The following is a 19,580-nucleotide window of genomic DNA, read 5'->3' as shown; positions in this document are numbered from 1 at the left end:
GAATGGATCGAAGGATCAGCGCGCTGCGGGTGGCCGCATGCTTCATGGTCATCCTGCTGCACGTGTCGGCCGAACTGTTCGTCAAGCCGGGCACCGGCTGGTGGGCCGGCAACGTGTTCGACTCGCTGACGCGTTCCTGCGTCCCGCTGTTCTTCATGATCGCCGGGGCCACGATGCTGGGGCGAGACGAGCCGCTGGGTCCCTTCTTCCGCAAGCGGGTGCTGCGCATCCTGCCGCCGCTGCTGGTCTGGTCGCTGTTCTACCTGTGGTGGCTCTGGCACAACGGCGGCGGCCCGGCCAACTGGCCGCTGGCGATCCTGCAGGGGCCGGCCATGTTCCACCTCTGGTATTTCTACGCGCTGGTGGGCGTCTACGCGGCACTCCCGGTCCTGCGCAAGTTCTACATCCACAGCAGCCCGCGAGACCGGCTGCTGTTCGCGGTGGCCTGGTTCCTCGTGGCTTCGGTGGTCCCCACCGCGCAGAACCTCCTCTTCAACCGCCACTGCGAAGGCTACATCGGCTTCCCGCGCCTGAACGACGTCTACCACCTCACCTTCTTCGGCGGCTACATGGGGTACGTGGTGCTGGGCGCCATCGCCGCCGACCGGCCGGCCTCGGCACGCGCGGGCTGGGCCGCCTTCCTGGGCGGCTCGCTCGCCACCATCGCCGGCAACTGGTGGCTCGCCAGGCAGTTCGGCTCGCCCTGCGAGTTCTTCATGGTCTATTTCTCGCCCTTCGTCGTGCTCGCGGCCTGGGGCCTGTTCACGGTGGCGATGTCGCTGCGCGAAGGCACGCCTTCACGCTGGCTGGCCGTGTTGGCCGACTGCACCCTGGGCATCTACGGCCTGCACGTGATCGTGATCGGGCCGGTGCTCCAGCGCTTCGGCTGGAGCGCGCAGTGGGGCAATCCGTGGATCAACCCGGTCGCCTACTCCGTGGCGGCGTTCGCAGTCTGTTTCGTTGTCATTTACACGCTGCGACTGCTGCCGCCGCTGCGGCGGCTGTTCTGAAGGGCCGTAGAGGACAATACGCCCCGATGAAACGGGTAGCGATCGTCCAATCCAACTACATTCCCTGGAAGGGCTATTTCGACATGATCGCGTCGGTGGATGAATTCATCCTGTACGACGACATGCAGTACACCCGCCGCGACTGGCGCAACCGCAACCAGATCAAGACGCCGCAGGGCCTGCAGTGGCTCACGGTGCCGGTGCGGGTGAAGGGCAAGTACCACCAGACCATCTACGAGACCGAGATAGACGGCGAGGACTGGGCGGCCGACCACTGGAAGGCGCTGGCGCAGAACTACCGGCGTGCCCCGCACTTCGGCGAGATCGCCGGCTGGCTGGAGCCGATCTTCCTGCAGGAGCGCTTCACGCTGCTCTCGGCGCTGAACCGGCGGCTGCTGGAGGCGGTCTGCGCCTACCTGGGCATCCGCACCGTGCTGTCCGATTCCTCGCAATACCAGCTCGCGGACGGCAAGACCGAAAAGTTGGCCGACCTGTGCCGGCAGGCCGGCGGCACCGAATACGTTTCCGGACCCGCGGCGCGCGACTACATCGAGCCGCGGGTGTTCGAGGACCTGGGTATCCAGCTCACCTGGTTCGACTACGCGGGCTACCCCGAGTACCCGCAGCTGTGGGGCGGCTTCGCCCACGGCGTGACGGTGCTGGACCTGCTGTTCAACTGCGGGCGCAACGCGCCGCGCTCCATGAGGTACGTCGCATGAAGCTGTCGATCGTCGCGACGCTCTACCAGTCCGCGCCCTATGTGGCGGAATTCCACCGGCGCGCCGGCGACGCCGCCCGCCGGGTGGCCGGAGACGACTACGAAATCGTCCTCGTCAACGACGGTTCGCCGGACGACAGCCTGGAGCGGGCGCTGGCGCTGATGGAGGCCGACGACCACGTGGTCGTGGTCGACCTCTCGCGCAACTTCGGCCACCACAAGGCCATGATGACCGGGCTCGCGCATGCGAAGGGCGAGCGCGTGTTCCTGATTGACAGCGACCTCGAGGAGGAACCGGAATACCTGCTGTCCTTCACCCGCCTGCTGGAAACCGAAGGCTGCGACGTGGTGTACGGCGTGCAGGAGCAGCGCAAGGGCAACTGGTTCGAGCGCTGGACCGGCGCCTGGTTCTACGTCCTCGTGCGCTGGCTGACGGGGCTGGCGCTGCCGGGCAACATCGTGACGGCGCGGCTCATGACGCGCCGCTACGTCGATGCCCTGCTGCTGCACGACGAGCGCGAAGTGTTCATGGCGGGCCTGTGGCACATCACGGGTTTCGACCAGCGGCCGCACACGGTGCACAAGCACGCCACCAGCGAGACCACCTACACGTTCCGGCGCAAGATGTCGCTGCTGGTGAACTCGGTCACCTCCTTCAGCAACGCTCCGCTGGTGAGCATCTTCTACATCGGCCTGTCGATCTCGGCGCTCGCCTTCGCCTACACCTGCTACCTGGTCGGACGCTGGATGTTCTTCTCCAAGCCGCTGGTCGGCTGGACTTCGGTGATGGCCTCGATCTGGCTGCTGGGCGGCCTGGTCATTTCGTTCATCGGGGTGGTGGGCATCTACCTGTCGAAGATCTTCTCCGAGACCAAGCGCCGCCCCTACACCATCGTGAGGAAAGTGCATGCAAGACAAGCCCGCTGAACTGCTGCAGGAGGTGGCGAGCTACTACGCGGGCCGCCTCGCGCAGCACGGCCAGACCGCGCAAGGCGTCGACTGGAAGGACGAGGGCGGCCAGGTGCTGCGCTTCGAGCAGCTGGCGCGCGTCATCGCGCCCGGCGAGCCGTTCTCGCTGACCGACCTGGGCTGCGGCTACGGCGCCCTGTTCGAGTTCCTGCAAACCCGCTACCCCGCCTTCTCCTACCTCGGCGTCGACGTGGCGGAGGAAATGGCAGTGGCGGCGCGCGAGCGCCATGCCGGCCAGTCCCAGGCCCGCTTTCTCGCCGCCTCCGAACCCGACCAGTTGGCCGACTACGGCGTGGCCAGCGGCATCTTCAACGTGCGCCTCGGGCGTGGCGACGCCGAATGGCAGGCCTACCTGGAAACGACGCTGGACGTGCTGGACCGCACCAGCCGCCGCGGCTTCGCCTTCAACTGCCTGACCTCCTACTCCGACGCCGACCGCATGCGACCGGACCTGTACTACGCCGACCCGTGCCGGCTGTTCGACCTGTGCAAGCGGCGCTACTCGCGGCAGGTCGCCCTGCTGCACGACTACGGCCTGTACGAATTCACCATCCTCGTGAGGAAGCAGCAGTGAAGAAGCCCCTGGTCATCTTCGGCGCCGGCGACATCGCGCAGCTGGCCGAGTTCTACTTCCGCACCGACTCCGGCTACGAGGTCGTGGCCTTCACCGTGGACCAGGGTTTCCTGAAGGAGCCCAGCTTCTGCGGCAAGCCGGTCGTGCCTTTCGAGGAAGTCGCGACGCGGTTCCCGCCCGGCCAGCACGCCCTGTTCGTGGCCGTGAGCTATGCGAAGCTCAATGCGGTGCGCAAGGAGAAGTTCCTGGCGGCGCGGGCAATGGGCTACGAGCTCGCCAGCTACGTCAGCTCGCGGGCCACGGTGCTCAACGAGGGCGCCATCGGCGCGAACTGCTTCATCCTCGAAGACAACACGGTGCAGCCTTTCGCGCGCATCGGCGACAACGTGACGCTCTGGAGCGGCAACCACATCGGCCACCATTCCGCGATCGGCGACCACACCTTCATCGCCTCGCACGTGGTGGTGTCCGGCGGCGTGCGCATCGGGGAGCAGTGCTTCATCGGCGTGAACGCCACCTTGCGCGACCACGTCACCGTGGGCGACCGCTGCGTGCTCGGCGCCGCGACGCTGCTGCTGGAAGATGCGCCGGCAGAAGGCGTGTACATCGGCGCGGGCACCGAACGTTCGCGCGTCCCGAGCAGCCGCCTGAGGAAGATCTGATGCGCTGGCGGAAGCTGGGACAGGTCTACTGTCCCGCGGGCGAAGTCGACTGGATGCGCACGCATGCCGCGGTGCCGATCGCCGAGCCGCTGGGCGGCGACCTGTTCCGCGTCTATTTCAGCTCGCGTGATGCCGCCAACCGCAGCTTCACGGGCTCGCTGGTCATCGACATCCGGCGCCCGCAGCAGGTGCTGGAGCTGGGCCGGGAGCCAGTGCTGGCGCCCGGCGAGCTGGGCACCTTCGACGACAGCGGCGCGATGGCCACCTGGCTCACCACGCACGGCGGGCGCCGCCACCTTTACTACATCGGCTGGAACCTGGGCGTCACGGTGCCCTTCCGCAATTCCGTCGGCCTCGCGGTCGCCGGCGCCGGCGAGCCGTTCCGGCGCTTCGCGCCCGGCCCGATGCTGGACCGCTCGCTGCACGAGCCGCATTTCGTCGCGAGCTGCTGCGTGCTGCCGGACGGCGAGCGCTGGCGCATTTGGTACCTGTCCTGCACCGGCTGGCAGCAGCGCGACGGCCGCCCTGAGCACCGCTACCACATCAAGTACGCCGAGTCGGCGGACGGCGTGCACTGGGAGCGCCATGGCCTGGTGGCGATCGACTACGCGCACGACGGCGAGTACGCGATCTCGCGCCCTTCGGTGCTGCGCGACGCGGACCGCTGGCGCATGTGGTACTCGTACCGCGGCGACGCCTATCGCATCGGCTATGCTGAATCGGCAGACGGCCAGCGCTGGTGCCGCCTCGACGCGCAGGCCGGCATCGACGTCTCCCCCTCCGGCTGGGACAGCGAGATGATCGAGTACCCCTTCGTGTTCGACCACGGCGGCCAGCGCTACATGCTGTACAACGGCAACGGATATGGAAAAACCGGCTTCGGCCTTGCAATCCTGGAGTGAGCCCGTGGGCCGCGCATTCGATCACCTCTACATCCTCGCCACGGTGCTGTTCGCCGTGTACAGCCAGCTGGTGATGCGCTGGCAGGTTTCCGCCGCCGGCCCGCTGCCGCCGGAATTTGCCAGCAAGGTCGGCTTCATCGTCTCCCTGCTGCTCAATCCCTGGGTGATCTCGGGCCTCGCCGCCACCTTCCTCTCGGGCGTGGCCTGGATGATGGCGATGACGAAGTTCGAGATCAGCTACGCCTATCCCTTCATCGGCCTGAACTTCATCCTGGTCCCAGCCGCCGGCGTGCTGCTGTTCGGCGAAGGCATGAACGCCACCAAGCTGGGCGGCACCGCGCTGGTGGTGCTTGGCATCGTCGTGATCGCGAGGAGCTGACATGTCCGTGGACAACCGCATTCCCTTCAACCGTCCGTACATGACCGGCCGCGAACTCGAGTACATCACCGAGGCGAACGCCGGCCACATGCTCGCGGGCGACGGCCCCTTTACCAAGCGCTGCCACGGCTGGCTCGAGCAGGCCACCGGCGCCAGCAAGGCCCTGCTGACGCATTCCTGCACGGCGGCGCTGGAGATGTGCGCGCTGCTGCTGGACATCGAGCCGGGCGACGAGGTGATCATGCCCTCGTACACCTTCGTCTCCACGGCCAACGCCTTCGTGCTGCGCGGCGGCGTGCCGGTGTTCGTGGACATCCGGCCCGACACGCTCAACATCGACGAGGCGAAGATCGAAGAGGCCATCACGCCGCGCACCCGCGCCATCGCGGTCGTGCACTACGCGGGGGTCTCCTGCGAGATGGACACCATCCTCGCCATCGCGAAGCGGCACGGGCTGCAGGTGGTGGAGGACGCCGCCCAGGGCGTGATGTCCAGCTACAAGGGCCGTGCGCTGGGCGCCATCGGCGAGCTGGGCGCCTTCAGCTTCCACGAGACCAAGAACGTGATCTCGGGCGAAGGCGGCGCGCTGCTGGTGAACGACCCCGCGCTGGCCGAACGGGCCGAGATCATCCGCGAAAAGGGCACGGACCGCAGCCGCTTCTTCCGCGGCCAGGTGGACAAGTACACCTGGCAGGACGTCGGCTCGTCCTTCCTGCCGGGCGAGATCACCGCCGCTTTCCTGTGGGCGCAGTTGCAGGAGGCGCAGCGCATCACCGAACAGCGGCTGGCGCTCTGGGACAAGTACCACGCGCTGCTGGCGCCGCTGGAGGCGCGCGGCCTGCTGCGCCGCCCGATCGTTCCCGAGGGCTGCGCCCACAACGCGCACATGTACTACGTGCTGCTGGACCCGTCCATCGAGCGCCAGCCCGTGCTGGAGAAGCTGAAGTCGGCCGGCATCGGTGCGGTGTTCCACTACGTGCCGCTGCACAGCGCGCCGGCCGGCCGCCGCTTCGGCCGCGCCGTCGGCGAGCTGCCTGTGACGGACCAGCTCTCGGCCCAGCTGCTGCGGCTGCCGCTGTGGATCGGCCTGGACGATTCACAGCTGGAGCGCGTTGCCGGGGCGCTGCGGCAAGCGCTGGCCTAGGCCGCGTGATGCGGCGGATCTTCGCGCGCCGCTGGCCGGCGCCGCTCCTGGGCCTGGCGTGCCTGCTCGCCGCTGCCGCCTTCACCGTGCTGGCCTGCGCGCTGGTCGAGCCGCGCTGGGAAAGCAACGACGACGTCGGCATGGCCATGGTGGCGCATGGCTACGGCATCGCCGCGACTGCGTCGCCGGAGATCGTTTTCTCCAACGTGCTCTGGGGTCACCTCGCACAGGCGATCGGTTCCGTGGACGGCGTGCTGGGCTACACCATCGCGGGCTATGCCGCACTCGTGCTGGCAGGAGCCGTGCTGATGTGGGCGGCTTTCCGATGCGGCCTGGGCGTGATCGGGGCGGCGGGTGTCTTCGCGCTGCTGCTGCTGCGCGCGCTGTGGTTCCCGCAGTTCACGGTGACTTCGGGGCTGCTGATGGTAGCCAGCGCGTGCTGCCTGGCGCTTTATCCGCAGCGCCGTGCGTCCTTGCTGCCCTGGCTCGCAGCCCTGCTGGCCTTCGCTTCCTTCCTGGTGCGCCGCGACGAATTCCTGGTCGTCGCGGCGGTGCTCGCGCCGGTGCTGCCCTGGGCCCTGCTGGCGCGCGAGCGCCAGGCCCGACTGGCGGCCGCGGCCCTGGCTTCGGCCATCGCGCTGGCCGCCTGGATGAACTACACCGCCTACAGCCAGGAGGCGTGGCGGCCGTTCAACGAACTGAATCCGCCGCGGGCCGCTTTCACCGACTTCGGCCAGGCCCAGCGGCTGGTGGCGCGGCCGGACCTGCTGGCGCGCCACGGCTTCTCGGTCAACGACGTGGAGATGGTCGGCTCCTGGTTCTTCGCCGATCCGGCGCTGGTGGACCCCACGCGCCTGCGTGCCGTGCTGGCCGACCTCGGCGAGGCGCGGGATACCGAAACCGACCTGGGCAACGCGTGGCTGGGCGTCGCGTCGCTGGCGGACCCAAGGCTCGTCTGGGCGCTGGCCTGCGCCGCGCTGGCGACGCTGCTGCTGCCCTCCCGGCGCGTGCTGCTCGCCTGGGGCTTCTGCATCGCCGGACTGGCGCTGGTCGGATTCCTGGGCCGCCCGAGCCAGCTGCGGATCTACGATCCCCTGGTCGCCGCCCTGCTGTTCGCGCCGCTGCTGCGGGCGGCCTGGCGTCCCGAGCCCCCGCCAACCTGGCGCTGGTCCAGCTCTATGGTGGCGGGTTTGCTGGCGCTGGCGGCGGTCTTCCACACCTGGCCGCTGGTGGACCTGGCGCAGGACGAGGCGCCGCAGACCGCGGTCTGGCGGCGCGAGATCCAGAAATTCCCGGCGGACACCGTCGTCGTCTGGGGCTCCAACTTTCCGTTCGAATGGATCTATGCCCCGTTGGTGCGCCACCAGGAGCGCCTCCCCGCCCGCATCTATGCCCTCGGCGCCTTCACGCTTGCGCCCTTCTCGGTGGCCTGCGCCGAGGCCCGGACGGGCCGGGACATGATGACCCGGTTGCGCGGGCCGGATGGCGTGCTGATGCTGGCGTCGGATTGGGCCCTGGACCGCATGAGCGTGCATTGCCGCGAGCACTTCGGCGGGAAGCTCGGCGCCGAGATGGTGCACCTGTACCCTTGGGGCGCCTTGCGGATCGTGCGTTGCCCGCCGCCGGCGCCGCGCGGCGACGCTCTCTAGGAACCCGCTAGGGCGAGACCTTCAGTTCCTGTTCTTCCGCCAGGGCCGCCTGCAGGCCCTGCGCCGTGGGGCTGGTCTCCGAGGCCATGTCGGACGGGCGGCCGTGCATCACGTTCATGAACTCGGCGCCGCAGGCCTTGATGCTGTAGGCCATCTCGCGGACCCAGCTGACCTCGTTGTAGGGCGTGCCGACCACGCCGATATTGATTTCGGCAGGGAGTTCGTCGCCGTAGTAGGTGCCGAACACGTGGTCCCAGAACGAGAACATGAAACCGTAGTTGCGGCCCCAGTGGCGCTGGTCGAGCGAGTGGTGCACGCGATGCGCCTGCGGCGAGATCAGCACCAGGTCGCCCAGGCGGCCCCAGCTGAACTTGAACTGCGAGTGCACCAGCAGCGCGTGGGCCTCGATCAGGAAGGCCACCGCGATGAAGACGGACGTGGGCGTGCCGATGATGCCCAGCGGCAGCGCGAAGTACAGCGAGGACCAGGGCGCGACCAGGATGCTTTCGCGATGCGCGGTGACCACGTGGAATTCCGCCGCCGAATGGTGGTACTTGTGGATCGCCCACAGCATCGGCACCTTGTGCATGAAGCGGTGCATCCAGTAGTCGAGGAAACTCTTGACGAAGATCCAGAAGGCGACCTGGATGACCGGGTTGGGGAGCGCCGCGGTCAGGTTCAGGTTGAGTGCGCGATTGACGAAGATGCCGATCAGGTAGGCCAGGCCCAGCGTCACGACGTGGCCCAGGATGCGCAGCACGCCCGTCACGTCCAGCACGAAGGACAGCAGGTCGCGGCGGCCCGAAGCGTCCGCGTGCGCGAGATGGTGCACGGACGACCGGCGATACCCGAGGAACACGATTTCCGCGAGCAGGATGAGGACCAGGGCGGCGAGGCTCAGCAGGATGTGCGGGCCGATGTTCTGCAGCGAGGCCAACACTTTCTGAACTAGCAAATGCATTGGTGGTCCTGGCGGTTACAGAAGCGTGACAGATGATACCGCCGGGGTCCGGCGCGAGGGGCCCATGAAAAAGCCGACGCACCGCCTTTACGCAGTACGCCGGCTTGCACGTCGGCAAGGGCGACGTCTTACACCTTCCGCCCGTCGAGTAGCGAATTGTAGCGTCGTCAGGACGGCGCGGTGTCGCCTTCCTCCTCGGCTTGACCTTCGTCTTCCGGACCATGCGACTTGTCCATGCGCGAGGGCGAAGTGAACAGCCAGCCACCCAGAGTGATGAAGAACGCGACGCAGCTTTCGGCGGCCTGGAATACCTGGTTGTTGGCCGGGATGTAGAAGAACAGCACGAACAGCAGGTAGGCCATGACCACCGGCCAGTGGCCGCCGTGCAGCAGCGCGGAGCCCCAGCTGCGCACCAGCGGCTAGGCGAACAGGCCCACCGCCACCAGCGCGCCGGTGAACCCGAAGTCCGAGGCCGGCCAGGGATAGATCGAATCCCAGAGGCCCTGCATGCTCCAGCCGGTCTGGTCCTCGAGCAGGCCCCGCAGCGAATCCGACGTGAAGAAATCGGTACTGAAGATGGCATCGGGCGTTCCGCGCCAGGAACATCGAATGGCCCACGCCCAGCGTGCTGTCGTGCCGGATCTCCACGGAGCTTCCGAAGCGCGCCGGGGTAGAAGACGTCGTCCGAGGAAGAAGCGCCGGTGCGCTTCCAGCACCGCGCGCGGAGGCTGCGACACCAGCATGAAGGCGCTGCTGCCGAAGGTGAGCGCGGAGGACAGCGCGAGGTCGCCGGGATCGGCCTAGCCCGAAAGACGGTGCCACAGAGCGAGGCCGGCCAGCGGGCCGGCGACCAACACCGCCGTCGATATCATCAGGCTGTAGCGCATGCCCGCGGCATACGGCCGCCGCCAGCCGTCGCCTCCTATGTAGCCGCGGTCGAATGCGAGCAGGGCGATGGCCCGCGAGATGCCAAAATCCGACAGCCCGAAAAAGAACATGGCGGCCACCTGCATCGAGAAGACGCCGAAGCCGCCCATGCCGAGCTTACCCACCAACATCGGCACCGCCGCCAGCTAAGGAAGGATGGTTCCGATGATGTTGCTGCCGATGTCCCGGAGCGCGGGGCAAGGCCGGGGTGGTTCGCGGGGAGCGGACTCTAACATGCGCGCCTGGCGCGCTTTCGCGGGGGAGATTTCAGGAATGGATCGCAGGATCAGCGCACTGCGGGTAATCGCGTGCTACATGGTTATCCAGTTGCACGTGTCGGCCGAACTGTTCGTCAAGCCGGGGGCAGGATGGTGGGCCGGGAACGTCTTAAACTCGCTAACTCGTTCGTGCGTCCCGCTATTCTTCATGATCGCGGGTGCCACGATGCTGGCGCGCGACGAGCCGCTGGGGCCCTTCTTCCGCAAGCGGGTGCTGCGCATCCTGCCGCCGCTGCTGGTCTGGTCGCTGTTCTACCTGTGGTGGCTCTGGCACAACGGCGGCGGCCCGGCCAACTGGCCGCTGGCAATCCTGCAGGGGCCGACCATGTTCCACCTCTGGTACTTCTACGCGCTGGTGGGCATCTATGCGGCGCTACCGATCATGCGCAAGTTCTACATCCACAGCAGCCGGCGGGACCGCATTCTGTTCGCGCTCACGTGGTTCCTGGTGGCGTCCGTGGTCCCCACCGCGCAGAACATCCTGTTCAACCGCCACTGCGGAGGCTACATCGGCTTCCCGCGCTTGAACGACGTCTACCACCTCACCTTCTTCGGCGGCTACATGGGCTACGTGGTGCTGGGCGCCATCGCCGCCGACCGGCCGGCCTCGGCACGCGCGGGCTGGGCCGCCTTCCTGGGCGGCTCGCTCGCCACCATCGCCGGCAACTGGTGGCTCGCCAGGCAGTTCGGCTCGCCCTGCGAGTTCTTCATGGTCTATTTCTCGCCCTTCGTCGTGCTCGCGGCCTGGGGCCTGTTCACGGTGGCGATGTCGCTGCGCGAAGGCACGCCTTCGCGCTGGCTGGCCGTGTTGGCCGACTGCACCCTGGGCATCTACGGCCTGCACGTGATCGTGATCGGGCCGGTGCTCCAGCGCTTCGGCTGGAACCCGCTGGCAGGCAACGCCTGGCTGAACCCGCTCGCCTACGCCATTGCCGCCTTCGCCGTGTGTTTTGTGGTGATCGGGACGCTGCGACTGGCGCCGCCGTTGCGGCGCGTGTTCTGACCTATGCCGGCTCACTGCTTCCGTCGGCCTCGCCATCATCCACCTGCGCCGCATTGATGCGCGACAGCGAGGTGAATATCCAGCCCCCCAGGGCGATGAAGAAAGCGACGCAGGTCTCCGCCGTCTGGAGGATCTGGTTGTTGGCCGGTATGTAGAAGAACAGCACCAGCAGCAGATAGACCATGATGACTGGCCAGTGCCCGCCATGTAGCAAGGCCGAGCCCCAGCTGCGCCCCAGCAAATAGGCGAACAAGCCCAGGGCCACCAGGGCCCCGGCAAAGCCGAAGTCCGAGGCCAGCCAGGGATAGATCGAATGCCAGAGGCCCTGCATGCTCCAGCCGGTCTGCTCCTCCAGCAGCCCCGGCAGGGAACCGGCGGTGAAATAGTCCGTGCCGAAGATCGCGTCCGCATTACGCGCCAGGAACATCGAGTTGCCGAAGCCCAGCGTGCTGGCATGCGGGATGTCCATGGTCATCGACAGCGCGTAGTAGCCCTGGCCCACGTAGCGCGCGAGCGACTCATAGACAATGCGCTGCGACTCGCCCATGCGCGAAGACAGGCTCTTGTCCGAGCGGTCGGCCTCGATGATAGAGAAGCCGGTGTTGAACACGCCCTCCTCGCCCACGCCACCTTCGCGCTGCGTCTGGCCGGCGCCGAAGAAGGCCAGGAAGGCGACGAACAGCGCGCCCAGCGCCAGCGCGATGGTGCGGCCTGACACCGGCAGGCGCAGGGTGCCGATGGACACGCCCAGCAAGATCAGCCAGGGCAGCGTGACCGCGAAATCGGCGATGCCCTTGTTGGTGCCGGTGGCGAGGTACAGCGACAGGTGGAAGAAGATGCCCAGCAAGGCCCCTAGCTTCAGCTTGCAGGACAGGCGGGACCAGTACACCACGGTCAGAGGGAGCAGCCCCACCAGCAGCGGCGACACCAGCATGCGCAGGTACTCGACGACGACGAAGGGGTTGCCTTTCTCCAGCCGCGCGATGTTCGCGTTGTAGACGGCGCCGGCGTTAAGCACGCCTTCGACCGCGTTCGGCAACAGGTGCCCCGTGCGCGACAGCGAGGTCGGCACCAGAATCACCAGCGTAGTGATGATCGCGATGCGGACAAAGCCCACCGCGCGTTCGTCGACCCAGTCGGCATCGGTCGGCGATTCGGCCAGGGCGCCCACCCGCGGCCAGGAGGCCACGTAGCCGACGGCGATGACCGCCTGCGACGCCACGAGGTAGGCGAAGAGTTCCCACGGGTCGTTCGGCTCCCACGGCCAGGGCCCCGCGAAGAACAGGAGCACCGTGAGGCCCAGGTAGGCCTGGAAGAACAGCAACGGCAGCAGCCAGCGCCACCGCACCCAGGCGATGTCCTTCACGCCCGGGCCGGTTTGAGTACGGAACGCACGGCCGACAGGGCCACGCGCGCGGGCTTGCTCACCACGTTGCGCAGCAGGCGCAGCTTGACAGTGGCGCTGCGCAGCGGCGGATGCAGGCGGCAAGCTTCGGCATACAGCGCGAAACCGCGCTTCAGGTCTCCGGAGCGAAAGCGGTTGCGCGCCAGGACCAACGTGGCCTTGCCATAGGCCTCCTCCTTGCGCGCGGCAATCCGCGGCGGGACGCCGGGCTGGGCGAAGTAGTCGTCCAGCACACGGATGTACTCGCGCGAAGTTTCCTCGCTGACGTCCTTATAAGAGATCGACTTCGGGTGCATACGGTAGCCGGCCAGCGACTCACGGTGAAAGTGGATGCTGCCTTGCGAGGCCAGGCGCATCCAGAACTCGCGGTCTGGGGCCAGGCGCAGCTCGGGCTTCCAGCCGCCCACCGCCTCGAAGGCGGAGCGACGGAAGATGGCGCCGACAGCGATGTAGCACTCTTGGTCGACCACTAGCTGGTCCAGGTTGAAGGGGCGGCAGACGCTGCGTTTGATGACCCGCGACTCCTCATCGATCAGGTCGCAGTCGGGAAACACGCAGGCGATGGTGGGATCAGCCTCCAGCACCTCCACCAGCTTGCGCACGGCGCCCGGGTAGAGGATGTCGTCGGAACTGAGGTAGGCCAGGTACTTGCCGTTCGCGCGGCCCCAGCCCTTGTTCAGGGTGCGCACCTGACCCATGTTGGGCTGGTGCTCCCAGGCCACGCGGTCAGTGTAGTCCTGCAGCACCTGCAGCGTCGAATCGCTGGAGCCGTCATCGAGCACCAGGTAGTCGATGCCGAGTTGGTCCTGCGCCAGCACGCTCTCTATCGTCTCCGCCAGGTACTGGCCCTGGTTGTAGGCCGGGGTGACCAGCGACAGCACGGCCGCTTCAGGCATGGGCCGCATCCTTCTTCGTGCCGCTCGCGCGCAGGGCTGCCCGCAGGCGGCGCAGCTTGTCGGCGCGAGCGGGGATGCGATGGGCGAGGTCCAACAGGTGCAGCAGCGCCAGCACCAACACGATCGCCGCAGCTGTCACCACGGCGGCCGTGATGGCGAGCAGGCCCTTGCGCGGCCGGATCGGTTCCGTCGGCAAGGTCGGCGCTTGGCGGACCGATTCGCGCGGCACGCCCTGCAGCTCAATCGGAATGATCAGCATCTGCTCCAGGTACCGGCCAGCCAGTTCGCCGAGCGCGACCAGAATTGTGCCGCTCTCCCGCTTCGCCGCCATGTTTGGGCTTTCCACCGTGAGGCTGTGCAGCGCCTGCTGGGTGTTGCGGAAACCCTCGCTGGCAACCTCCAGCCGGCGTTTCAGATCCGCCTGTTCGCGGTCGCTGGGTACGGTGCTCTTGAGCCAGGAGTCCAGGATGGCCTGCGCAGTCGCCTGAGCGCTCTCCGGCGTCGGCCCCAGGACCTCCAGCCGGACCAACTGATCACGCCCTACGCCCGCTCGGAGCCGCTCGGCCAGCACTGCGCGCGCGCGGTCGAGGTTGGTGTTGCTGCTGGTCGCCAACTTGAGTTGCCCGACCACTGGGTCCAGCACAACCGCCGACGTGAGCAAGGCGGCAACTTGCCGCGGCGTCATCTTGGAGTTGTTGGGCAGTTGGACAATGGCGACGCTGGAATAGGTCCGGGGCAGGAAATGGGCAAGAGCGTACACCGCCGCGCCCACCGCCAGCGGCAGGAGCACCAGCATGCGCAAGTGCCGCACGCAGATCAAGAGCAGGTCGAACAGGCTGGACTCGGTCGGGCCGGCGCTTTCAGGGGGGTGAATCGACTTTTGCATCGGAGCAGGGAAATTCTAAGGCCCGCGCGCAGCGCGGACGCCACGTCAAGCAGAGGCTTAAGCAGTGCGCAACAAGATGTAGCCCCCCTTTCCGACACAGTCTTCCTGTCGCAGACGCAGCAGGTCCTGGTCGTGGACTCTCTTGAACAGGGGTTCGACAGGATGCTGGAGAGCGCGCGGTCCTCGAGCAGGTCGGCGCGCTACGCGACTGCCTCGACGCAGCTCTAGCGCGCTCCAGGCTGGCTTGGTTGGGCGCCGCGGCCCCAGGTCCTACGCATACCGAGAATGCGCGACGGCCGTCCACGTGGACCCAAAGTCGACACGTTCTCAAGACGTAACGCTGCCGATGGCACAATTGCAATTTGCGAAGGCGCGCCTTGACATTTCGTACGTTGTCAGTGGCGCATCCGGTGGCAATTTTCAATACAGCATGAGCGATCCCGGCTCACCGTGGAGAGACGGGGCGTCGGCCTAGATTGCAGATGTACATTTCAACAGCGACGGAATCCAACGTCGGAAACGAAAGCACGCATTGCTCATTGCGGCAAGGGCGCATCCTGCTGCTCAGCTATGCGTTCCCGCCGATGCAAGTGCAGATGATGCCGGCGGTCTTCAAACCGATGGCATCGCTGGCGCGGCTCGGATACGAGGTGGACGTCGTCACTGCCAGCTCCTTCTGTAAGGAGCTTCCCTTGGACGACAGCTTGCTGCCGCTGGCTCAAAGTACGTTTGCCTCCGTGACCCGCCTCGACCCGCCTGGCGGCCTGCGGGGTCGGCTACAGCAACGCTTCAATGTCCTGCAGCGAGTACCCGATCTCATGGCGGTGTTGCATCAACCCACGTATGAGCACCTCATGGACCTAGACTTGACCCGGTACGACGCGGTCATGACGTGGTCGCCGTTCCATTCAGTCAACGCCGCCATGGCCCGGGTGAAGAAGCACCGGCGCAACATTCGCTGGATCGCACAGTTCAGTGATCCTTGGGCGGGTAACCCGTTGGAAATCAATCGGCTGTGCAAGCTATGGAACATCTGGCACGAGCCGGAAACGGTGGCCGCAGCCGACTGGATCGTGCACAGTTCGCCGTATTCGCTGGAGTTGATGTTCCGCGGTAATCGCCAGGGCCTGCGCGCCAAGACCGGCGTGCTGCCGCATGTGTTCCATAGCGAGCTCTACCCGGCCCGGCCAAAGACGAGCGACGCGCAAATCGTCATGCGGTACGTTGGCGTGCTCTATGGGCGCAGGTCGCCGGAGCCAGTATTCGCGGCACTGGGGAATGTGTTTGCGCGCCGCCCGGAACTGCGTGGTCAACTTGTCGTGGAAATCGTCGGCCTCGTGCCGCCCGAGATGCTGCAGACCGCCGCCGCGCAGGCTCTTCCACAGGGCACCATCCGCACAGTCGGCACTGTTGGCTATATGGAATCGCTCCGGCTGATGCATGACGCGGATATTTTGTTACTAATCGAGGCGGACGTGCGCCGCAACCTGTTCCTCGCGAGCAAGGTGTCGGACTACATCGGGGCCGGGGCCCCGATTGTGGGCGTGGTCCCACCAGGCGCTTCGGAAGAGACCATGCGGGAGCTCGGAGCTTGGTACGCTGCCCCCCGGGACATCGCCGGCATCGAACGCGCACTCGAAGGGGCAATCGACCACGTGCTCGTCGGCACTGGACGGCCATGGTGGAACGAGTCGTTCCGCCGGACTCTGAGCGGGGAGTATGTTGCTCGCCAGTTTTCCGACATCATCCGTGAGAGTTAACGAGTTGAAGAAAATCCTCTTCGTGGCGATGCAGATGAGCACACACACCGTGCGCTGGATTCGCCAGCTGTCCGACGCCGGATATGACATTCACCTCTTCCCCGTCAACCATCTGCCGCCCCATCCGGAGTTGTACGGCGTCACGGTCCACCAACCCTTCCGTGTCGCGGCACCGCGCCGCGCGCTGAAGCAGGGTCTGAAAAACGCGGTGAAGCGGCTGCTCGGGCGCACAATCACGCCGGCACCCGCTGTGGGGAATGTAGGTTACGTCTATCCAGTCCCGATTCTGGGTCGATGGCTGCCCTACCTGAATGCCAAGCGCGAGCGCCTGGGTGAATCGGACCAGACGGCGCCCCAGATCTACGGACCGCGCGTCTTGGCGCGATTGGTGCAAAAGCTTCAGCCGGACCTGATCCATTCGCTCGAATTCCAGCATTGCGGGTACCTCGTACTCGCAGCACGGGACATCCTGGGTGCAGGAAACTTTCCAAAGTGGCTTGCGACCAACTGGGGCAGCGACATCTACTTCTATCGCGAGATCGAAGAGCACCGGCGGCAACTCTCGCGCCTGCTGTGCAGCGTTGACTACTACTCCTGCGAGTGTGAGCGCGACGTGGGCATGGCGCGCGAACTCGGGCTGACCGCGCCCGTCCTACCGGTGATGCCCAACACCGGCGGCTTCAACATCGAAGCGGCGGCCCGGGTACGCAGCGCGCACCAGCCATCGAAGCGCAAGCTGATCATGGTGAAGGGCTACCAGCACTTCGCCGGCCGCGCCATGGTGGCCCTGGAGGCCATCGAGCGCTGCGCCGAACTGCTCAAGGGCTACCAGGTCATCGTCTATGCGGCATCGCCGGAGATCCACGGGCGGGTGGACGAACTGCGCGAGTGGCTGAAGATCGACGTCCGCATGCTGCACCATGTGCCGCACGACTATATGTTGCGCATGTTCAGCCGCGCCCGCATCTACCTCGGCGTCAGTGCCTCCGATGCGATCAGCACCTCGCTGCTGGAAGCGATGGCCATGGGCGCGTTCCCTATCCAGACCAACACCTCGTGCTGCACCGAATGGATAACGCACGGGGTGACCGGCATGGAGATCCCTCAAGACGACCCGAACATGATCGCCGAATGCCTGAAGCTCGCGCTGCAGGACGACGCGCTCGTCGACGGGGCGGCCACCCTGAATTGGGTCACCGTGGAGCAGCGCCTCGACGAGCGCATGCTGCGAGAGAAGGCCAAGGGCTACTACCGGGAGATTTTCGAGCCGGCGCCGGCGACGCCGGCCACCGGCCCTCAGGACGCGGTCGCGATGGCCGCTCCGGCCTCGGCTCCAGCCGCCGTAGCCGAGAACGCGATCTCGTAATCGAGTTGCATCTGGCCCAGCACCTGCCGCGACGTGTCGCAGTGCAGGTGCACCAGGTTCGTGTACTCCATGACCGGGTGCAGGTGGTCGACGGTGCCTACCGCCAAGCCAGGCGTAAAGAAGTAGTTGCCGGCCGCCAGTTTCAGCGGGGCGATGCGGCAGCGGACCCGGCACTCGGACACACCCGAGGCCAGTAGGTCGAAACCGTTGTCGGCCTGCGTCGCGTTGGTGAAATTGGTGAGGACGAAGCCTTTGGTGTTCTCCAGCCGGAAGCCCACCAGCAGCCTGGGCTGCACGTGGTATTCCGCGCAGAGCCGTCGCACCTCTCCCCGGTTCCAGCGCACCACCACATCGAACAGAATGGAGTCCTGCCAGGCGAATAAGTTGGGGGCGCGCACGCCCCCGACCCGCAGGCGGGCTATCGAGGCCGCGCCGCCACCCCATTGGCGTTGGCCGTCGCTCATGTCCGGCTCGAACCAGTGGCCGTCGTCTTCGTCCTGGAGTTCCGGCATCTCGGCCAGTTCCTGCCTGATCTCCTGGACCTCGTCGCCCGCCGCCGTGGTGCTGGGCGAAGCCTTGGGGAACATGATCTGGTAGTAGCGGTTGGCCACCGTGTCCGGGTCGCCGATGGCTTCGAGCTTGCCCTCGTCGATCAGCACCAAGCGGTTGCAGAAGGCCTTGACCGTGAAGATGTCATGGCTGACGAACAGGATGGTTCCGCCGCGCTGCTGGAAGCGCTTCATCCAGTCGACGCACTTCTTCTGGAAGCGAACGTCGCCCACGGCCAGCGCCTCGTCGACGATCAGCACTTCCGGGTCGACGTGGATGGACACAGCAAAGGCGAGCCGCACGAACATGCCGCTGGAATAAGTCTTCACCGGCTGCTCGATGAATTCGCCGATGTCGGCAAATTCGAGGATCTCCGCGACGCGCTTCTCCATCTCGCGGCTGCCCAATCCCAGAAGCGCGCCCTGGAAGTAGACGTTCTCGCGGCCGGTCATCTCGGGGTTGAAGCCCGCGCCAAGTTCGAGGAGCGACGCCACCCGCCCGTGCAGCGACACCTCGCCGCTGGTGGCTGTGAGCACGCCGGCGATGATCTTCAGCAGCGTGGACTTGCCTGAGCCGTTGCGGCCAATGATGCCGATGCTCTCACCCTTCGCGACTTCGAAGCTGAAGTCACGCAGCGCGTAGTGAAGGTGGTGGCGCTTCCTGCCGAAGGGCAGGAACAGTTCCGCCGCCCGGTCCGCCTTGCTGTTGTACAGGCGGTAGGCCTTGGTGACGCCGCTGACGCGGATGACGGGTTGCGTGCGGTCAGAGGACATCGGCGAATTCGTGTTTCATGCGGCTGAACAGGCTCATGCCGCCCGTGAAGAGCACCATCGTGCCGACCCAGAACCAGAGCGTCTCATGCGGCTTGTGGAAGAACCAGACTCCGTCGAGGAAGGTGTCACGATAGCCCTGCACGATGTAGTGCACTGGGTTCAGCAGCAGCAGCGGCTTGAACTGGGGCGGCAGGATCTTCGCCTCCCACACCACCGGCGTGGCCCAGAACAGCACCTGCATCAGCATGATGATGACCTGCTGGAAATCTTTGACGAACACCTGCACCACGGAAAACAGCACCCCCGCACCCAGCACCAGCAGGAACAGGCAGGCGATGTAGTACGGTAGTTGCAGCCAGTAAACGTTGGGCGTGCGCCCGTGCGCGACCAGCAGCAGGAAGGTGAACGCCAACAGCGCCAGATGCACGCAACCTGACGAGCAGATGCGCGCGATGGGCAACATCTCCGTAGAGAAGTGCATCTTGCGCACGAGGAAGCTGTATTCGGCGATGGCGTTGGAGCCGGCGATGAGCCCGTCGTTCACGAAAAACCAGGGGACCAAGCCGACCACCAGCCACACCGTAAAGTCCACGCCGTCGATGGGTCCCGAGCGGAACCCGTAGCGGAAGACGAACAGCAGCACGCCGATCGTCGCCAGCGGCGCGGCCAGTGCCCACACCCAGCCAAGGTAGGTGCCGGTGTAGCGGCGCTTCAGGTCGGCGACGACCAAGCTCCAGAAAATGCGCAGGTTGGTGCCCATGACTGCTTC

At 66.3% G+C, this 19,580-nt stretch carries 21 protein-coding genes; 12 read left to right on the top strand and 9 right to left on the bottom strand.

The window, feature by feature from the left end; all coding sequences use genetic code 11:
- The first annotated feature begins 2 nt into the window (after positions 1-2).
- Genes HHL11_RS28840 through HHL11_RS28800 form a run of 9 tightly spaced genes read left to right on the top strand, consistent with a single transcriptional unit; the run spans position 3 to position 8,007 of the window.
- Entirely contained in the window at positions 3-1,010 is a 1,008-nt protein-coding gene (locus tag HHL11_RS28840) for an acyltransferase (RefSeq protein ID WP_169422049.1), read from the top strand.
- Between the two features lie 26 nt (positions 1,011-1,036).
- A complete protein-coding gene (locus HHL11_RS28835) occupies positions 1,037-1,729 on the top strand; it encodes a WbqC family protein (protein WP_169422048.1) in 693 nt (230 codons plus the stop codon).
- On the top strand, positions 1,726-2,655 hold the full coding sequence (locus tag HHL11_RS28830) for a glycosyltransferase family 2 protein (protein ID WP_169422047.1): 930 nt from the start codon (positions 1,726-1,728) through the stop codon (positions 2,653-2,655). The genes HHL11_RS28835 and HHL11_RS28830 overlap by 4 nt, the downstream gene beginning before the upstream one ends.
- A complete protein-coding gene (locus HHL11_RS28825; RefSeq protein WP_169422046.1) occupies positions 2,636-3,271 on the top strand; it encodes a class I SAM-dependent methyltransferase in 636 nt (211 codons plus the stop codon). The genes HHL11_RS28830 and HHL11_RS28825 overlap by 20 nt, the downstream gene beginning before the upstream one ends.
- The gene (locus HHL11_RS28820) at positions 3,268-3,933 is read left to right on the top strand and encodes a NeuD/PglB/VioB family sugar acetyltransferase (protein ID WP_169422045.1); all 666 of its coding nucleotides are present in this window, start codon (positions 3,268-3,270) and stop codon (positions 3,931-3,933) included. Before HHL11_RS28825 ends, HHL11_RS28820 begins: the two co-directional genes overlap by 4 nt.
- Positions 3,933-4,835, top strand: a complete 903-nt coding sequence (locus HHL11_RS28815; RefSeq protein ID WP_169422044.1) for a glycoside hydrolase family protein — start codon at positions 3,933-3,935, stop codon at positions 4,833-4,835. The genes HHL11_RS28820 and HHL11_RS28815 overlap by 1 nt, the downstream gene beginning before the upstream one ends.
- A 4-nt stretch (positions 4,836-4,839) precedes the next feature.
- The gene (locus HHL11_RS28810) at positions 4,840-5,214 is read left to right on the top strand and encodes a DMT family transporter (RefSeq protein WP_205964678.1); all 375 of its coding nucleotides are present in this window, start codon (positions 4,840-4,842) and stop codon (positions 5,212-5,214) included.
- Between the two features lies 1 nt (position 5,215).
- Positions 5,216-6,358 (top strand): dTDP-4-amino-4,6-dideoxygalactose transaminase, encoded by a 1,143-nt coding sequence (rffA, locus tag HHL11_RS28805; RefSeq protein ID WP_169422042.1) that lies wholly within the window; start codon positions 5,216-5,218, stop codon positions 6,356-6,358.
- Between the two features lie 5 nt (positions 6,359-6,363).
- Positions 6,364-8,007, top strand: a complete 1,644-nt coding sequence (locus tag HHL11_RS28800) for a hypothetical protein (RefSeq protein ID WP_169422041.1) — start codon at positions 6,364-6,366, stop codon at positions 8,005-8,007.
- A gap of 7 nt (positions 8,008-8,014) precedes the next feature.
- Here HHL11_RS28800 and HHL11_RS28795 read toward each other — a convergent pair whose 3' ends face one another.
- From HHL11_RS28795 to HHL11_RS28780, 4 genes are all read right to left on the bottom strand, one after another.
- Positions 8,015-8,968, bottom strand: a complete 954-nt coding sequence (locus tag HHL11_RS28795; RefSeq protein WP_169422040.1) for a sterol desaturase family protein — start codon at positions 8,966-8,968, stop codon at positions 8,015-8,017.
- A 167-nt stretch (positions 8,969-9,135) separates the two neighbouring features.
- Entirely contained in the window at positions 9,136-9,381 is a 246-nt protein-coding gene (locus tag HHL11_RS28790) for a hypothetical protein (protein ID WP_169422039.1), read from the bottom strand.
- 6 nt (positions 9,382-9,387) lie between these two features.
- Complete coding sequence (locus HHL11_RS28785) at positions 9,388-9,711, bottom strand: hypothetical protein (protein ID WP_169422038.1); 324 nt, start codon at positions 9,709-9,711, stop codon at positions 9,388-9,390.
- Positions 9,712-9,768: 57 nt separating this feature from the next.
- Positions 9,769-10,026 carry a hypothetical protein gene (locus HHL11_RS28780; protein ID WP_169422037.1) on the bottom strand — a complete coding sequence of 86 codons (258 nt, stop codon included), beginning with the start codon at positions 10,024-10,026 and terminating at the stop codon, positions 9,769-9,771.
- A gap of 25 nt (positions 10,027-10,051) precedes the next feature.
- Between HHL11_RS28780 and HHL11_RS28775 the strand changes: the two genes are divergently transcribed.
- On the top strand, positions 10,052-11,176 hold the full coding sequence (locus tag HHL11_RS28775) for an acyltransferase (RefSeq protein ID WP_342593297.1): 1,125 nt from the start codon (positions 10,052-10,054) through the stop codon (positions 11,174-11,176).
- A gap of 1 nt (position 11,177) precedes the next feature.
- On the opposite strand, the gene HHL11_RS28770 is transcribed toward HHL11_RS28775, so the two are convergent.
- From HHL11_RS28770 to HHL11_RS28760, 3 genes are read right to left on the bottom strand one after another with little or no spacing between them, the layout of a single operon-like run.
- Positions 11,178-12,542 carry a hypothetical protein gene (locus HHL11_RS28770; protein WP_169422035.1) on the bottom strand — a complete coding sequence of 455 codons (1,365 nt, stop codon included), beginning with the start codon at positions 12,540-12,542 and terminating at the stop codon, positions 11,178-11,180.
- Positions 12,539-13,477, bottom strand: coding sequence for a glycosyltransferase (locus tag HHL11_RS28765; RefSeq protein ID WP_169422034.1), 939 nt, complete (start codon positions 13,475-13,477; stop codon positions 12,539-12,541). Before HHL11_RS28765 ends, HHL11_RS28770 begins: the two co-directional genes overlap by 4 nt.
- On the bottom strand, positions 13,470-14,363 hold the full coding sequence (locus HHL11_RS28760) for a GumC domain-containing protein (RefSeq protein WP_169422033.1): 894 nt from the start codon (positions 14,361-14,363) through the stop codon (positions 13,470-13,472). Before HHL11_RS28760 ends, HHL11_RS28765 begins: the two co-directional genes overlap by 8 nt.
- 482 nt (positions 14,364-14,845) lie before the next feature.
- Here HHL11_RS28760 and HHL11_RS28755 point away from each other — a divergent pair, with 482 nt between their 5' ends.
- On the top strand, positions 14,846-16,123 hold the full coding sequence (locus HHL11_RS28755; RefSeq protein ID WP_169422032.1) for a glycosyltransferase family protein: 1,278 nt from the start codon (positions 14,846-14,848) through the stop codon (positions 16,121-16,123).
- 4 nt (positions 16,124-16,127) lie between these two features.
- On the top strand, positions 16,128-17,489 hold the full coding sequence (locus HHL11_RS28750; protein WP_169422031.1) for a glycosyltransferase: 1,362 nt from the start codon (positions 16,128-16,130) through the stop codon (positions 17,487-17,489).
- On the opposite strand, the gene HHL11_RS28745 is transcribed toward HHL11_RS28750, so the two are convergent.
- Positions 17,420-18,811 carry an ABC transporter ATP-binding protein gene (locus HHL11_RS28745; RefSeq protein ID WP_169422030.1) on the bottom strand — a complete coding sequence of 464 codons (1,392 nt, stop codon included), beginning with the start codon at positions 18,809-18,811 and terminating at the stop codon, positions 17,420-17,422. The genes HHL11_RS28750 and HHL11_RS28745 overlap by 70 nt on opposite strands.
- On the bottom strand, positions 18,801-19,571 hold the full coding sequence (locus tag HHL11_RS28740; protein WP_169422029.1) for an ABC transporter permease: 771 nt from the start codon (positions 19,569-19,571) through the stop codon (positions 18,801-18,803). Before HHL11_RS28740 ends, HHL11_RS28745 begins: the two co-directional genes overlap by 11 nt.
- Between the last annotated feature and the right edge of the window lie 9 nt (positions 19,572-19,580).

The sequence above is a fragment of the Ramlibacter agri genome, assembly GCF_012927085.1.
Lineage (GTDB): Bacteria > Pseudomonadota > Gammaproteobacteria > Burkholderiales > Burkholderiaceae_C > Ramlibacter > Ramlibacter agri.
The sequence above is the reverse complement of the archived record's forward strand: the minus strand, read 5'-3'. Positions and strand labels throughout refer to the sequence as shown.

Bases quoted from the DNA above. Each gene is read 5' to 3' on its own strand.
- HHL11_RS28745 (WP_169422030.1), bottom strand. From the start codon at position 18,811: ATGTCCTCTGACCGCACGCAACCCGTCATCCGCGTCAGCGGCGTCACC.
- HHL11_RS28755 (WP_169422032.1), top strand. From the start codon at position 14,846: ATGTACATTTCAACAGCGACGGAATCCAACGTCGGAAACGAAAGCACG.
- HHL11_RS28825 (WP_169422046.1), top strand. From the start codon at position 2,636: ATGCAAGACAAGCCCGCTGAACTGCTGCAGGAGGTGGCGAGCTACTAC.
- HHL11_RS28780 (WP_169422037.1), bottom strand. From the start codon at position 10,026: ATGTTGGTGGGTAAGCTCGGCATGGGCGGCTTCGGCGTCTTCTCGATG.
- HHL11_RS28815 (WP_169422044.1), top strand. From the start codon at position 3,933: ATGCGCTGGCGGAAGCTGGGACAGGTCTACTGTCCCGCGGGCGAAGTC.
- HHL11_RS28740 (WP_169422029.1), bottom strand. From the start codon at position 19,571: ATGGGCACCAACCTGCGCATTTTCTGGAGCTTGGTCGTCGCCGACCTG.
- HHL11_RS28830 (WP_169422047.1), top strand. From the start codon at position 1,726: ATGAAGCTGTCGATCGTCGCGACGCTCTACCAGTCCGCGCCCTATGTG.
- HHL11_RS28795 (WP_169422040.1), bottom strand. From the start codon at position 8,968: ATGCATTTGCTAGTTCAGAAAGTGTTGGCCTCGCTGCAGAACATCGGC.
- HHL11_RS28785 (WP_169422038.1), bottom strand. From the start codon at position 9,711: ATGCTGGTGTCGCAGCCTCCGCGCGCGGTGCTGGAAGCGCACCGGCGC.
- rffA (WP_169422042.1), top strand. From the start codon at position 5,216: ATGTCCGTGGACAACCGCATTCCCTTCAACCGTCCGTACATGACCGGC.
- HHL11_RS28840 (WP_169422049.1), top strand. From the start codon at position 3: ATGGATCGAAGGATCAGCGCGCTGCGGGTGGCCGCATGCTTCATGGTC.
- HHL11_RS28835 (WP_169422048.1), top strand. From the start codon at position 1,037: ATGAAACGGGTAGCGATCGTCCAATCCAACTACATTCCCTGGAAGGGC.
- HHL11_RS28775 (WP_342593297.1), top strand. From the start codon at position 10,052: ATGGTTCCGATGATGTTGCTGCCGATGTCCCGGAGCGCGGGGCAAGGC.
- HHL11_RS28760 (WP_169422033.1), bottom strand. From the start codon at position 14,363: ATGCAAAAGTCGATTCACCCCCCTGAAAGCGCCGGCCCGACCGAGTCC.
- HHL11_RS28765 (WP_169422034.1), bottom strand. From the start codon at position 13,477: ATGCCTGAAGCGGCCGTGCTGTCGCTGGTCACCCCGGCCTACAACCAG.